The organism is Polaribacter sp. NJDZ03, from assembly GCF_019263805.1.
GTDB lineage: Bacteria > Bacteroidota > Bacteroidia > Flavobacteriales > Flavobacteriaceae > Polaribacter.
The window spans coordinates 2,865,126-2,880,256 of record NZ_CP079195.1 but is presented as its reverse complement, the minus strand read 5'-3'; the positions used below and the strand labels follow the sequence as shown (position 1 = coordinate 2,880,256).

15 protein-coding genes are annotated in these 15,131 nt (G+C 31.7%); 3 read left to right on the top strand and 12 right to left on the bottom strand.

Features of this window, described 5'->3' with window-relative positions:
* Positions 1–330 precede the first annotated feature (330 nt).
* The 5 genes from KV700_RS12265 to KV700_RS12245 all read right to left on the bottom strand — a co-directional run bounded on the left by KV700_RS12265 (position 331) and on the right by KV700_RS12245 (position 3,463).
* Entirely contained in the window at positions 331–561 is a 231-nt protein-coding gene (locus KV700_RS12265; RefSeq protein WP_166383533.1) for a ferredoxin, read from the bottom strand.
* Positions 561–1,808: a peptidase U32 family protein gene (locus KV700_RS12260; protein WP_218598049.1), complete on the bottom strand. Its 1,248-nt coding sequence runs from the start codon at positions 1,806–1,808 to the stop codon at positions 561–563. The genes KV700_RS12265 and KV700_RS12260 overlap by 1 nt, the downstream gene beginning before the upstream one ends.
* Before the next feature lie 68 nt (positions 1,809–1,876).
* Positions 1,877–2,137 carry a Txe/YoeB family addiction module toxin gene (locus KV700_RS12255; RefSeq protein WP_218598048.1) on the bottom strand — a complete coding sequence of 87 codons (261 nt, stop codon included), beginning with the start codon at positions 2,135–2,137 and terminating at the stop codon, positions 1,877–1,879.
* Positions 2,138–2,386, bottom strand: coding sequence for a type II toxin-antitoxin system Phd/YefM family antitoxin (locus KV700_RS12250; protein ID WP_218598047.1), 249 nt, complete (start codon positions 2,384–2,386; stop codon positions 2,138–2,140).
* A 45-nt stretch (positions 2,387–2,431) separates the two neighbouring features.
* Positions 2,432–3,463, bottom strand: coding sequence for a rhodanese-related sulfurtransferase (locus KV700_RS12245; RefSeq protein WP_218598046.1), 1,032 nt, complete (start codon positions 3,461–3,463; stop codon positions 2,432–2,434).
* Positions 3,464–4,119: 656 nt separating this feature from the next.
* On the opposite strand from KV700_RS12245, the gene KV700_RS12240 reads away from it, so the two are divergent.
* The 3 genes from KV700_RS12240 to KV700_RS12230 all read left to right on the top strand — a co-directional run bounded on the left by KV700_RS12240 (position 4,120) and on the right by KV700_RS12230 (position 7,296).
* A complete protein-coding gene (locus KV700_RS12240) occupies positions 4,120–5,109 on the top strand; it encodes an aspartate-semialdehyde dehydrogenase (protein ID WP_166383541.1) in 990 nt (329 codons plus the stop codon).
* Between the two features lie 14 nt (positions 5,110–5,123).
* The gene (locus tag KV700_RS12235; protein WP_218598045.1) at positions 5,124–6,170 is read left to right on the top strand and encodes a ferredoxin--NADP reductase; all 1,047 of its coding nucleotides are present in this window, start codon (positions 5,124–5,126) and stop codon (positions 6,168–6,170) included.
* A 460-nt stretch (positions 6,171–6,630) separates the two neighbouring features.
* Positions 6,631–7,296 (top strand): LysE family translocator, encoded by a 666-nt coding sequence (locus KV700_RS12230; RefSeq protein WP_166383545.1) that lies wholly within the window; start codon positions 6,631–6,633, stop codon positions 7,294–7,296.
* Positions 7,297–7,608: 312 nt separating this feature from the next.
* On the opposite strand, the gene KV700_RS12225 is transcribed toward KV700_RS12230, so the two are convergent.
* The 7 genes from KV700_RS12225 to nrfD all read right to left on the bottom strand — a co-directional run bounded on the left by KV700_RS12225 (position 7,609) and on the right by nrfD (position 15,055).
* Positions 7,609–7,788 (bottom strand): hypothetical protein, encoded by a 180-nt coding sequence (locus KV700_RS12225; protein WP_218598044.1) that lies wholly within the window; start codon positions 7,786–7,788, stop codon positions 7,609–7,611.
* A 432-nt stretch (positions 7,789–8,220) separates the two neighbouring features.
* Positions 8,221–10,002, bottom strand: coding sequence for a cbb3-type cytochrome c oxidase subunit I (locus KV700_RS12220; RefSeq protein ID WP_218598043.1), 1,782 nt, complete (start codon positions 10,000–10,002; stop codon positions 8,221–8,223).
* Between the two features lie 25 nt (positions 10,003–10,027).
* Positions 10,028–11,044 (bottom strand): cytochrome c oxidase subunit II, encoded by a 1,017-nt coding sequence (locus KV700_RS12215; RefSeq protein WP_218598042.1) that lies wholly within the window; start codon positions 11,042–11,044, stop codon positions 10,028–10,030.
* A 38-nt stretch (positions 11,045–11,082) separates the two neighbouring features.
* Complete coding sequence (locus KV700_RS12210; protein ID WP_218598041.1) at positions 11,083–12,489, bottom strand: quinol:cytochrome C oxidoreductase; 1,407 nt, start codon at positions 12,487–12,489, stop codon at positions 11,083–11,085.
* Positions 12,490–12,517: 28 nt separating this feature from the next.
* Positions 12,518–13,060, bottom strand: coding sequence for a cytochrome c (locus KV700_RS12205; RefSeq protein ID WP_205860385.1), 543 nt, complete (start codon positions 13,058–13,060; stop codon positions 12,518–12,520).
* Positions 13,061–13,070: 10 nt separating this feature from the next.
* Positions 13,071–13,598: a DUF3341 domain-containing protein gene (locus KV700_RS12200; RefSeq protein ID WP_166383555.1), complete on the bottom strand. Its 528-nt coding sequence runs from the start codon at positions 13,596–13,598 to the stop codon at positions 13,071–13,073.
* A gap of 2 nt (positions 13,599–13,600) precedes the next feature.
* Positions 13,601–15,055: an NrfD/PsrC family molybdoenzyme membrane anchor subunit gene (nrfD, locus tag KV700_RS12195; RefSeq protein ID WP_166383557.1), complete on the bottom strand. Its 1,455-nt coding sequence runs from the start codon at positions 15,053–15,055 to the stop codon at positions 13,601–13,603.
* Positions 15,056–15,131: the final 76 nt, after the last annotated feature.

The following is a 15,131-nucleotide window of genomic DNA, read 5'->3' as shown; positions in this document are numbered from 1 at the left end:
TTTAGCAGCATATCCACTAAAAAAGCGCTCTATAAATCCTAAAAACCTCTTGGTTTATAAATTGATTATCAAGCTGATAGATATACACAACTTAACCCTCACTAATTCGTAAATATACGCATTCTCAAAGAATGAAAAAATAGGTTTATGAAAGTTAACATAACTACTTTTTTATTTATTGATACCTCAAATGTAGTATGAAAAATTGTTTACTTCCGAATCCGTTTAGTATTTGCATGGTTTTAATTAGTATTCGTATAAACACCTCTTTTTTTTAAACAAAAAAAGCCCTCAATAAATGAGGACTTTATTTTTAAATTTTCTCGATTTTTAAACCTGTTTTACTTCAATAATTTTAACAGGACAGGCTTTTTTAGCTTCCAAAGAAGCATCAAAAATAGATTCATCGAAAGATTTTATAGTGAAGAAACCTTTTTTTTCTATGGAATGTAAAAGAACAGTTTTCCCGTCTTTTTTAGACATTTGAAACTGACTTGGCGCTAATTCTACACAGTAATTACAACCAATGCATTTGTTTCTTTGCAACGTAATTACTACCATTAGTTTTCTGCGAATTCCGTTTTTACAATTTTATATAACTTATCTGATCTTCTTATTTTAAAATCTAACTTCATGGTAACTTCGTCTCCTTTAGTTGCTTTTTCTGCAGGAACATCGTTTACAAACATTTGTTTTACTTCCATTTCTTGAGCCCCAGTTGAAGGCCCAGTTATTAGAATTGTATCGCCTAAAGCAACATCGTACGCATCAATTTTAAACTGACCAATTTTAGCTTTGTCAAAATAATGTTCTCCTTTGCCCAAATAGACTTTCTTTTGTGTTGCATGAGAACCAGACTCTTTACTCCATTCTCCTAATTTCTGACCTAAATAATAGCCATTCCAAAAACCACGATTGTAGACTTTTTCTAATTCTTGCATCCAAGAAATTACTTTTTCTTTATCGTAAGTTTCTGCAGCCAAACTATCAATTGCATCTCGGTAACATTTAATTACTTTGGCAACATATTCTGGTGCTCTTCCTCTACCTTCAATTTTTAAAACTTTAATTCCAGCATCTGCAACTTGGTCTAAAAAGTCAATAGTACACAAGTCTTTTGGAGACATAATATATTCATTATCTAACTCCATTTCAAAACCAGTTTCCTGATCGATAACCGTATATTTTTTTCTGCAATTTTGTTTACAAGCACCTCTGTTTGCTGATGAATTTGATGAATGTAAGCTCATATAACATTTACCAGAAACCGCCATACACAAAGCACCATGACCAAAAATCTCAACTTCAACTAATCTACCAGAAGGTCCTTTTATTTGATCTTTCTCAATTGCTTCTGTAATCTTTTTTACTTGTCGTAAACTCAACTCTCTACTTAAAACAATAGTATCTGCAAAAAGTGCATAGAATTTTACCGTTTCTATATTTGTAATATTTATTTGTGTAGAAATATGGACTTCCATTTGCTGTTCTCTAGCCATAGAAATCACTGCTTGATCCATGGCAATTACAGCTGTTATATTTGCTTCTTTTGCACGTTTTATCAATGTTTTTACTATTGATAAATCATGATCATAAACTATTGTATTTAATGTAAGATAGGTTCTCACATTTTTTGCTGAACATCTTTTAGAAATCTCTTCTAAATCATCTAACGTAAAATTAACAGAAGCTCTTGCTCTCATATTAAGTTGCTCTACTCCAAAATAAATAGAATCGCAACCATTATCTAAAGCAGCTTGCATAGATTCAAAATTACCAGCTGGCGCCATTAATTCGATTTTTTGCATGACTTTATTTTTTAAATTTTAGAATTACAAAGCTTTTTTTGTTCTTTGTTCTTTTATTTAATAAAAGTTTATTTCCCATAATGATAGCGACAAGCAGCAATTAATAGCTGTTCATTCTCATATTTATATACTAGTCTATGTTCAGATGTTATTCTTCTAGACCAATACCCTTGTAAATCTCCTTTTAAAGCTTCTGGTTTTCCAATCCCTTCAAAAGGTGTTCTAACGCAACTTTTAATAAGTTCATTAATTCTTTTAACAATTTTCTTATCAACTTTTTGCCAATAGACATAATCGTTCCAAGAAGATGCTGACCAAATTAATCTCATTTATTCGATTAATTCTTTTTGAAATCCTTTGCCAGCTTCTAATTCTTTAATGGAATTTAATAAAACATCTCTGTTTTTCCCTGTAAGCAAATAACTTGTTTCCTTAAGAGAGTTATATTCGTCTAATGAAATTAGAACTAAATCCTTTCCTCCTTTTCTTTTAATGACGATATCACTAACATCATTAAAAACCTTATCGAACCAATGTTTTAAATTGGAACGAAAATCTGTATAATTTACTGTTTCCATGAATCAAAGATACAGAAAAGAACTTATTTAAGTACTTTTTTTAACTTACTTCTTAAACTTCAAAACTTCGCTTCGTCCTTTTTTAAAAATTTTATTGCTATTTCCTTTGCCTTTTCTAAGCTCTTTTTGCTCTTCAAAAGACAATTGAATTATTTCTTGGCAATCTGTAGAACACGTATTTTCTGTAGCTTCTGCACATTCATCACATTGAATAAATAATAAATGACACGCTTCGTTTGCACAATTTGTATGCTCGTCGCACGCTTTACCACATTGGTGACAGTTAGAAACTACATCATCTGTAATGCGTTCTGCTCTTCTATGATCAAAAACAAAGTTTTTACCGATAAATTTATTCTCAATCCCTTCTTCTTTTACCTGACGTGTGTATTCTATAATTCCGCCTTCTAATTGAAAAACGTTTTTGAAACCTTTGTGTTTGTAGTACGCAGATGCTTTTTCGCAACGGATTCCGCCAGTACAATACATCAACAAATTTTTGTCTTCTTTGTTGTCTTTTAAATCTTCTTCTATAATATCTAAAGAATCTCTAAAGGTATCTACATCTGGAGTTACAGCGCCATCGAAATGACCAATTTCACTTTCGTAATGGTTACGCATGTCTACACAAACCGTATCTGGGTTTGCTAACATTGCGTTGAATTCAGCTGCATTTAAATGCACACCTTTTGCAGTTACATCAAAAGTTTCATCATTTAAACCATCGGCAACAATTTTGTTTCTAACTTTTACTTTTAACTTTAAAAACGATTTATTATCGTGTTCTATAGCAACATTTAAACGAATATCCTTTAAAAAAGAAATACTGTCTAATTGGTCTTTTAAAGCATAAAAATTTTCTGATGGAACAGATAATTGAGCATTGATACCTTCGTATGAAACATAAATTCGACCTAAAACATCGAGTTCACTCCATTCTAAGAATAATTTGTCTCTAAATAATTGTGGGTTTTCTATTTTAAAATATTGATAAAAAGAAATTGTTAAGCGGTCTTTACCAGCTTCGTCTATTAATGCAGCGCGTTCTATGGCGCTTAACTTATTGTACAGTTGCATGCTATACTAATTTGTTTAACGTTTTTAAACTGAATTTGTTTCAGTTTCTCTTACTGCAAAGTTACAAATTTTAGAAAGAGGTTTTATGATTTTTATCATGGATTTGCTCCGTTTTATGCTAAAATGAGAAAGTTTTAGGCTCTATAGTAGTACTCGTTTCTAACGAATTTCTAAATTATTATTAAAGACAATCTTTAACCACACTCGTTAGAAAGGAGTCTTAAACTCTTTACAAAAACTAAAAAATTGACCACATAGACACATAGAAAACATAGCGCTATGTTTTCTATGTGACTACGAGGTTGTTAAAAGCAGTTTTAAAAAAAAATAACAAAGAAATCTGCTTATTAATCGTGAAATTGCTTCGTACCTAGCAGTAATGCTGCCAAATAAGTTTAGCCCTGATTGAAGCATTTGTTTGAGCTCTTTTTTGACTTTTTAGGAAAAAAAAGCGAGTGCGGAAAGCAGGAAATAGCTTCTAAAGAAATTTTAAAGATCGGTTTATTATAATTTTACATCAAACTGTTTAAATTTAAACATCAGGATTTTTTGTGCTTCAATTTTAAACTTTAGTCGATTTAGAAGGATGTAAGTGATTTGTATGATTATTATTTTTAAGATATTTGCAACTCAATTTATAATTAAATTTTTAGGCGATGAAAATAGCTGTAGTAGGTGCAACTGGAATGGTGGGCACAGTAATGTTGAAAGTTTTAGAAGAGCGTAATTTACCTATAACGGAATTTATTCCTGTAGCTTCTGCAAGATCTGCTGGAAAAAAATTATCATATAAAGGGAAAGAATACACCATAGTAACTTTAGAAGATGCTGTAAAAATGGCTCCGGATGTAGCTTTATTTTCTGCTGGTGGAGAGACTTCTTTAGAATGGGCTCCTAAATTTGCAGAAGTTGGTACAACAGTTATCGACAACTCTTCTGCTTGGAGAATGGACCCAACTAAGAAATTAGTAGTTCCAGAAATTAACGGAGACGTTTTAACAAAGGATGATAAAATTATTGCAAACCCAAACTGTTCTACAATTCAGTTAGTAGCAGTTTTATCTCCGTTACATTTAAAATATAAAATGAAACGTGTAGTTATTTCTACGTATCAGTCTGTTTCTGGTTCTGGCGTTAAAGCGGTACAGCAATTAGATAATGAAGAGGCTGGTATTGAAGGTGAAATGGCATATCCTCATAAAATTGGAAGAAATGCAATTCCGCATTGTGATGTTTTTTTAGAAAACGGGTATACTAAAGAGGAAATGAAATTAGTTAAAGAACCTAAAAAGATTTTACGTGATGATTCTTTTTCTGTAACTGCAACTGCGGTTAGAATTCCTACTGCTGGTGGACATTCTGAGGCTGTAAATGTTCAGTTTGAAAATGCTTTTGATTTAGCAGAAGTTCGTAAAATATTAAGTGAAACTCCTGGTGTTATTGTAGAAGATGATTTGGCTAACAACGTGTATCCGATGGCAATAAATGCTCATGATAAAGACGAAGTGTTTGTTGGACGAATTAGAAGGGATGAATCTCAAGAAAATACCTTAAATTTGTGGATCGTTGCAGATAACCTACGTAAAGGTGCTGCTACAAACACAGTTCAAATTGCTGAATATTTGGTAGCAAATAATTTGGTATAAAACATATATTTTTAATGGTAACATTTCATAAAGTAAACATACAAGAAGTGATTAGAGAAACCGCAGATGCGGTTTCTCTGGTATTTAAAATACCCGGAAACTTAAAATCTAAATTTGCTTTTCATGCAGGGCAATATTTAACACTTAAAAAAACAATTAACGGCAAAGAGGTTAGAAGGGCATACTCTATTTGTTCTTCTCCTAGTGAAGCTTATTTAAAAGTAGCTGTTAAGGCGGTAGAAAATGGTACTTTTTCTACCTATGCAACTACAGAATTAAATGAAGGAAATTTTATAGAAATATCTGAACCAGAAGGGAAATTTATATTAGACCCTAAACCGCATAAAAACTACATTGCTTTTGCTGCAGGATCTGGTATTACTCCAATTCTATCTATGATTAAAGATGTGTTGAAAAATGAAATTTCATCTACATTTACATTAATTTATGGAAATAAAACGGCTGCAGATACAATTTTTAAAGAAGAATTAGATGCTTTAAAAGAAGCATATCCAGAACGTTTAAACCTACACTACATTTATAGTAGAGAACAAATAGAAGGTTCTTTATTTGGTAGAATAGACAAAGCGCGCACTAATTTTTACATTAACAATAGTTACAAAGACATTTCTTTTGATGCCGCTTTTTTATGTGGACCGGAAAGTATGATTGATGAAGTTTCTGCAACACTTACAGAACGTGGTTTTGCTAAAGAGAACATTCATTTTGAATTATTTACAACTTCTATAGACGAAGAAGCTGTTGCTGAAATTAAAGAAGGCACTACAGAGGTAATTGTAATGCTAGATGATGAAGAAACAACCTTTACTATGAACCAAACTGACGATCTTTTATCCGCCAGTTTACGTAATAATTTAGATGCTCCTTATTCTTGCCAAGGTGGGGTTTGTAGTACTTGTTTGTGTAAAGTTACAGAAGGAAATGCTATTATGGTTAAGAATTCCATTTTAACAGATAGCGAAATTGAAGAAGGATTGGTTTTAGCTTGTCAGGCATACCCTACAACTTCAAAAATCTCTATAGATTTTGATGATGTTTAAAAATATTTAGTTGATACCTACAAGGTTTCTAAAAACCTTGTAGGTATCAACTTTTATAAATTCTACTATTTTTTTGGCGTTCGAGCGGGCTTTCCGCTATATCTTTTTACAGAAAAAGTAAAAAGGATGTCGCTGCAATCCCTAACGCGGATTTAGTTCTATAGATTACACATTGCAAGAATAGCACTTCAAAGAATACTAAAATCTCATAACAGTGAGCTTACAACTTTAAGTTCCATTATATGATTTCTACCAAAAGGTCTAACAGACAAACTGATTAGTAAAAAAGCCTTTGGTAAAATAAGTTAAAAACATACAAAATTCACAATCGTAACATTTAGAACGTAGAGAGAAGTTATATAAAACGGAACAATATTATGTTACTTAAACATAAGACACTACTAAGACAATTTTAAAAACTGATAATGGTAAATCGTAATTAAACAATTACCTTTATCCAATGGATATTTACGACTTTAAGAATGCATTTTTGATAGGTTTTTTCATGGCTTTTATGATAGGACCTGTTTTTTTTATGCTAATTCAAACCAGTATTTTAAAAGGAGCTAGAGCGGCAATTGCGTTTGATATTGGTGTGCTTTTGGGTGATGTTACTTTTATATGTATGGCTTATTTTGGTAGTCGTTCTTTTTTAGAAAAGATTAAAGATGATCCAAGGCTTTTCTTTATTGGTGGCCTAGTACTTATTGTATATGGACTTATAACTTACTTTGATAAACAAAATAAAAAAGAAGCTTTAGCATCAGCAGAAAACATAGAAGTACCTGTTAAAAACAACTATATAAAATTATTTTTTAAAGGTTACTTTTTAAACTTTATAAATATTGGAGTGTTGGCCTTTTGGTTGGGAACTGTCTTAGTAATTGGCCCTACTTTAAACATGAATTCTAACAGTATCTTTTGGTATTTTGCAACTATAATTTTAGGGTATGCACTTACAGACCTTGGAAAAATACTCTTAGCTAAACAACTAAAAAATAAAATGACACCTTTGGTTATTTATAGATTAAAAAAAATAATGGGTATTATATTGGTTATATGTGGTGTTTTTTTAATATTAAAAGGATTTATTCCTAATGATAAGATAAATAATTTCATCAATTAAACTCATTGATCATTTTAATGAATAGCTGTACTTAAAGTTTATTACACAGATATTACTTACTAAAGTTTAAGGTAGAATGAATCGTTATAGATTTTAACTAGTTCTCTGAAAAAATACATCAGAAAGAGTAATACTAATTTATTTTCATTTAGAATAAAAGCTAGTATTGTAAAATCTACTACACTACTTTTAACAACCATAAAATCACCTTTGTAACAATAGTTTTACGCCAATATATAAAGTTGGTCAACAAAATAAGATTGAGCCCTTATTTGATATTCATTCTTTCTAAAATGACATATAAAGAAGGTTTTAAACCAACTTAGATATATCCTTAATCAACTGAAAGTATGATGTATGCTTCATAACAATTACTTCTTTTTCTATATTAAAAGAAGAACTGAATAGATATCTAATAGAATTAAAAGAAGTAAGGTAAGAAGAATCACTTGGTGTAGTATTAAATGGATACAAGAAACTATATGTAAACACTCGTTATATCCTTTTTATAGCAGATAACAACATTTTATAAAGCACGTAACTTGACTTTTACAAATAATTAGGATAAATCCTTTTCATTACTTTAGAAAGAAATATTTCTACTGCTGAATGTTTTAATATTCCTTAAAAAACCTAGTAACTTTTATAAACCAATCAAATATTCTGTTGTTATTACGGTTAATTTTATCATCCATTACGTCATCAACCGAAGGTTGAAATCAAAAAGAATACAACATAATTGTATGACTTAAACTTGAACTTTCAAACTAAAAGATAATCACATTTATTAGCTGCACATATACTATAGTACTATTTAAAAAAGGTGAAAACCTGTATATTGTTAAACAAAAAAAACCAGTGAAAAAATTTCACTGGTTTTGTATATTAAATATCATTTATAATTAAATGATGTCTTTTTAAAATCTAAGAAGGTTCTTCACCCTCTAATAAAGGCACAGTTTGTAACACAAAGTCTTCACCATGTAAATAGTCACTATCATCATCTTCTGGATCTACACGTTTACTGTAATCATACGCCCATCTGTGTACTTCTGGTAATTTACCTGGCCAGTTTCCATGTACATGCTCTACAGGAGTAGTCCATTCTAAAGTAGTTGCATTCCAAGGATTCATTGTTGCCTTTTGTCCTCTATAAATAGATATAAAGAAGTTTGCAATAAAAAATATTTGAGCAAAACCACCAACTAAAGCAAATAATGTAATTACTATATTAATATCAGATAAATCATCGAACATAGGAAATGCTGTGTTAGAATAATATCTTCTCGGTAAACCTGCTAAACCTATAAAGTGCATTGGCCAGAAAACTCCGTAAGCACAAATGATGCTTAACCAGAAATGCCAATAACCTAAAGTCTTATTCATCATTCTACCATACATTTTAGGAAACCAGTGATACACACCAGCAAACATTCCAAAAATAGCAGAAACCCCCATTACTAAGTGAAAATGCGCTACTACAAAGTACGTATCATGCACATTAATATCTAAAGCTGAATCTCCTAAAACAATACCTGTTAAACCTCCTGTAACGAATGTAGAAACCAATCCGATAGAGAATAACATGGCAGGATTTAATTGAAGATTACCTTTCCACAATGTAGTTAACCAGTTAAATGATTTTACTGCAGATGGAATTGCAATTAGTAACGTTGTAAATGTAAATACAGAACCTAAGAAAGGATTCATACCAGATATAAACATGTGGTGTCCCCAAACAATTGTAGATAAAAATGCAATTCCTATAATAGAACCAATCATTGCGCGGTAACCAAAGATAGGTTTACGTGAATTAATTGCTAAAACTTCAGAAACAATACCCATGGCAGGTAAAATTACAATATATACCTCCGGGTGACCTAAGAACCAAAATAAGTGCTCAAATAATACTGGAGAACCACCTTGATAATGTAATACTTCACCAGCAATAAAAATATCTGATAAATAGAAAGAAGTTCCAAAACTTCTATCAAATATTAATAATAAACAAGCAGATAATAATACTGGAAAAGAAACTACACCAATAATTGCAGTTACAAAGAAAGCCCAAATAGTTAAAGGCAATCTTGTCATTTTCATTCCTTTTGTTCTTAAGTTAAAAACAGTTGCTATATAATTTAAAGATCCTATTAAAGAAGAAGCAATAAAAATAGCCATAGAAACTAACCATAAAGTCATACCCATTCCAGAACCTGGAATTGCTTGTGGTAAAGCACTTAATGGAGGATAGATTGTCCATCCTGCTGCTGCTGGACCTGCTTCAACAAACAAAGAGCACACCATGATGATACATGAAACAAAAAACATCCAGTATGACACCATGTTTAAAAAACCAGAAGCCATATCTCTCGCTCCAATTTGCAATGGTATTAATAAGTTAGAAAATGTACCACTTAAACCAGCCGTTAATACAAAGAATACCATTATAGTACCATGTATTGTAACCAAAGCTAAGTACATATCTGGGTTCATTACACCGTCTGTTTGGTGATCTCCTAAAAATGCTTCTATTAGAGAAAATGACTTTTCTGGCCATGCTATTTGCATACGAAATAACATAGACATAAATACGCCAATGATTCCCATAAACATACCAGTTACTAAGAACTGCTTAGAAATCATTTTATGATCTTGGCTAAAAATATATTTTGTTACAAATGTTTCTTTATGATGATGTTCTGACATAATCTTATTTATTTGTAGTGTCTTTTTAATTATTATTATTTAATACTGATGCTAATGTTGGTTGCTCTGCAATCCATTTGTCATACTCTTCTTGTTCTACAACCGTAATTTTCATTTGCATGTTATAGTGAGAAGCTCCACAAATTTTATTACATAACAATAAGTAATCAAACTCATAAGGATCTTCTCCTTTAGATTTTCTTATTTTGTTGATCCCTGCAGTTTTTTCAATTACTTCAGATTGTTGTCTCATCTCTGCAGTAGTATACTTTGGAGTAAAACCAAATTGAGTAACCATACCTGGTACACAGTTCATTTGCGCTCTAAAGTGAGGCATATAAGCGGAGTGCAAAACGTCTTGAGAACGAAACTTGAAATGAACTTTTCTACCTTTTGGTAAATACAATTCAGTTACTTGTTTATCATCTTGCGCATTTTTATCATCCATATCAACACCTATAGTGTTCATACCTTTAATATAGTTAACGTTTCCTAAACCTAAGGTATTATCATCACCTGCATAACGAGCATCCCATCTAAATTGCTGAGCATACACTTCTATCACAACAGGATCTTCTAAATCAGATAAATCCATGATATTATTCCATTGCCATAATCCGTAACCAATTAAAACAACTAAAACAACAGCTGGAGTAATGGTCCAAATAGCCTCTAATTTATGACTGTCTGAATAGAATTTTGCTTTCTTTCCTTTCTCGCCTTTATACTTAAAGGTAAAATAGAAAATAAAGAATTGCATTAAAAATTGAACAATACCAATTAACCAAAATGTAATATCAAAAAGGTTATCATCATGTTCTCCTTCATAAGAAGCAGATTCTGGTAACATTACAACATTCATGAAGATTAAACAATAAATCATCATTGCGTATAAAAAAACCATAAAGTAAATGGCATTCCTACCTTGGGTTGCATTGTCTTTATCAGTAGCAATTACGCTTCTTAAGTTTAATATTCTGGTTATTTGCCAAAAACTTACACCGATTGCAACGACTATAAAAATATAAAATAGAGCTAGCATATTTATCTCGTCTTAATTATTTTAGTTTAAATTATTTATTAATGATGATCTCCTGAACCTTCACCTCTGTGTTCAATATTATAATAATGATAATGTTTACTTTCTTCTAAGAAAGGATTACCAGTTGGTATTGCAATTGCTTTTGCAAAAGAACTAAAAGTAGCATATATAAAGACTCCTAAGAAGAACAATATAGCACCAATTTCAGGGATACCGAATGACCATTGTGCACCAACAGTACCAGGCATAACCATTACAAAAATATCAATATAATGTCCAATAAGGATTGCGACACCACCTATAACGATAAACCAAGGAACACTTTTAAAGTCACTATTTAATAATAACAATACAGGAAAAGCAAAGTTCATTACTACCATTGCTAAGAAAGGAAAGTTATATTCATTAAATCTCATAGCAAAGTAAGTAGTCTCCTCTGGGATATCTGCGTACCAGATTAACATAAATTGAGAAAACCATAGGTACGTCCAAAAGATAGAAAAACCAAACATATATTTAGCTAAATCATGAATGTGACTATCATTTACTGCTGGTAAAGCACCCTTAGAACGTAAGTAAATAGTTACAAGAGCTATTACAGTTAACGCACTTACTAATAAACTAGATAATACATACCATCCAAATAAAGTAGAAAACCAGTGAGGATCTAACCCCATAATCCAATCCCAAGACATTAATGTTTCGGTAATCATAAATAAGAAAATAAAACCAATAGAAACATTAAAGCTTAATTTGTATGTTTTATAACCATCATTTGCAGTATCCTCTTTTATAGAATTTCTACGGATAAACCATCTATAGGCATTCCAAATTGCTAAATAAATAATACTTCTTATAGCCCAACCAGGTAAATTTATCCACCAAGATTTACCATCTACAATAGGATCGTAGTTAGGACTTGTAGGATCAAATACTCCTTCTGCCATCCAAGGGAACATGTGGTTCCAATGCATTACAGCAGAAAGTACTATAAGCACCATTACTATTGATGTTGGTACTAAATTAGCCGTAATAGCTTCCATTACTCTAAATAGAAGAATAGACCAACCAGCTTGTGCAACTCTTTGAATTGCATAAAAAGTTAATACTAATAAAGTAATTCCTAAAAAGAAAAACAATGCTACATATACCGCAGACCAAGGTTTATTTTTTAATTGATGCAAAACATGTTCAGCATGCGCGTCATCATGAGATCCATCTACTGAAGCATGGCTTTCACCATGTGCTTCACTTTTATGCCCATCAGCACTTACTTCTTCATGAGAAGTAGCATGACTTTCGCCATGTGCTGCCTGTTGTGCAATAATTTCTTTAGCTTCTTCAACTGTTTTAGGAGCTGAGTAAAAACCATAACCAATTCCCACTAAACCAATAAGTATTAGTGCTAATGAGAATGTTTTTAATTTACCTGAGAATTGATACATATCTTTTTCGTATTCTTTCTTATTGAAATTATAATTCTGAACGTAATTTTTCTACGTATTGTACTATCTGCCAACGCTCTGTATACGTTGTTTGAGATGCATGTGAACCCATTAAGTTTTTACCGTGCATAATTACATGATAAATACTACCTGTGTTAATGTCTCTATCTTTATAGTTAGGAATACCTGAAAACTTATCTCTTTGAGATAAAACTCCATTTCCATCACCAGCTTTACCATGGCAACTTGCACAGTATATCTCATACATAGCTTTACCGTTTGCTAAACTTTCTTCTGTAGTTTCTAACGGGTTAGTTACTCTAAGTTTAGCTAATTCATATCCTTCATTTGTGTTAGGGATATCATAAGCTGCATGCCCACCTCTTGCAATTGTACCTGCAACAGGTTTAATGTTTACTGGTTCTCCATTAAGACCATTAGCTCCATTTACATCATAGGGCACAGATACATACATATCTGGCATAAATTGTAATTGAGGCGTACGTTTATCATTACAAGAAATAATACTTGTAAGCGTAAATAAAGCGATAATTAATTTAAAATTCTTCATTTTCTATATATTAGTGCTTGTCTACTACATTAATTTCTACAGCTCCTGTATTGGTTAATAAAGCAATAATTTTAGCTTCATTATTGTTTACAGGTATTTCCATTAAAAAATGATCATCCGTAGTTCTTGGGTCTGGATTTTCTGCATCTTTAAATGGCCATAATCTACTTCTCATGTAAAAAGTAATTACCATTAAATGGGCTGCAAAAAACACTGTTAATTCAAACATAATTGGCACAAATGCTGGCATGTTTGTCCACCAAGAAAAATTTGGCTTACCACCAATATCTTGTGGCCAATCTTGAATCATCATGTAATTAGTCATCCAAATAGCAAATGATAATCCTGTAATTCCGTAAAGAAATGCAGTTATTGCTAATCTTGTTGGTGCTAATCCCATGGCTTTGTCTAATCCATGTACTGGAAAAGGACAAAATACTTCCTCTATATGAAGATGTTCTGCTTTTACAGCTTTCACTGCATCCATTAGAACTTCGTCATCATTATAAAATGCGTGAATAACTTTTGCTGATTCCATAATTATTCTTTATTAGATTTATCAGTTGTACCTGCTACGTTAGCTACATTAATAGCTGGCTTAGTTGGTATACCTTGTTCTCTTCTCTTCTTGTAAAATTCTCCAGAAGATTTTAAAATTGTTTTTACCTCTGCTTGTGCAATTACAGGGAAGGTTCTTGCATATAATAAGAATAATACAAAGAAAAACCCAATAGTACCTACAAAGATTCCAACATCTACAAACGTAGGTTCAAAACGCCACCATGTAGATGGTAAATGTCCTTTACTTAATACAATTGCAATAATATCGAAACGCTCAAACCACATACCAATATTAATAGCAATAGATATGATGAAAGTCATAATAAAACTTCTTCTAATTTTCTTAAACCACAATAATTGAGGTGTAACAATATTGAATCCTATTAATGACCAAAATGCCCAAGCATAAGGTCCTGTTGCAGCACCTACAGATAAGTATGTATAGTTTTCATAAGGTGAACCTGTATACCATGCAATAAAGAATTCTGTTGCGTATGCTACAGCTACAATACCACCTGTTAAGATAATTACCATATTCATATATTCAATATGCATACGGGTAATGTAATCTTCTAAGTTAGTAACCTTTCTCATGATTCCTAATAACGTTTGTACCATTGCAAATCCAGAAAAGATTGCTCCTGCCACGAAATAAGGAGGGAAAATTGTTGAGTGCCAACCTGGGTTAATAGAAGTAGCAAAATCCATAGATACAATTGTATGTACAGAAAGTACTAATGGTGTTGCTAAACCTGCAAGTACCAAAGATACTTCTTCAAAACGTTGCCAGTCTTTTGCTCTACCAGACCAACCAAATGATAATAAAGCATATATTTTCTTTTGGAAAGGCTTCACAGCTCTATCTCTAATCATTGCAAAATCTGGTAATAAACCTGTCCACCAGAAAACCAATGACACAGATAAATACGTTGATATTGCAAAAACATCCCATAATAATGGTGAGTTAAAGTTTACCCATAATGAACCAAATTGATTTGGCATTGGCAATACCCAGTATCCGTTCCATGGTCTACCCATGTGAATCAATGGAAACAACCCTGCTTGAAAAACGGCAAAAATTGTCATTGCTTCTGCAGAACGGTTAATTGCCATTCTCCATTTTTGACGGAATAATAAAAGTACTGCAGAAATTAACGTTCCTGCGTGACCAATACCAACCCACCATACAAAGTTTGTAATATCCCAAGCCCAACCAATGTTCTTGTTCAATCCCCAAACTCCAATACCAGTACCTATGGTATAAAAAATACATCCAAATCCCCAAAGCGTTGCAGCCAAAGAAATGTAAAATGCTATATACCAATTTTTATTTGCAACCCCTTCAATAGGTTTTGCAATGTCTTCTGTAATATCGTGATAACTTTTATCACCTAGTACTAAAGGTTCCCTTATGGGTGCTTCGTAATGAGACATATTTTTATTACTTAGTTTAATTATAGTTTTTAAACTTTCAAAGTCCTTCAACTTTGAGTTTTAAATTTAAAATTTT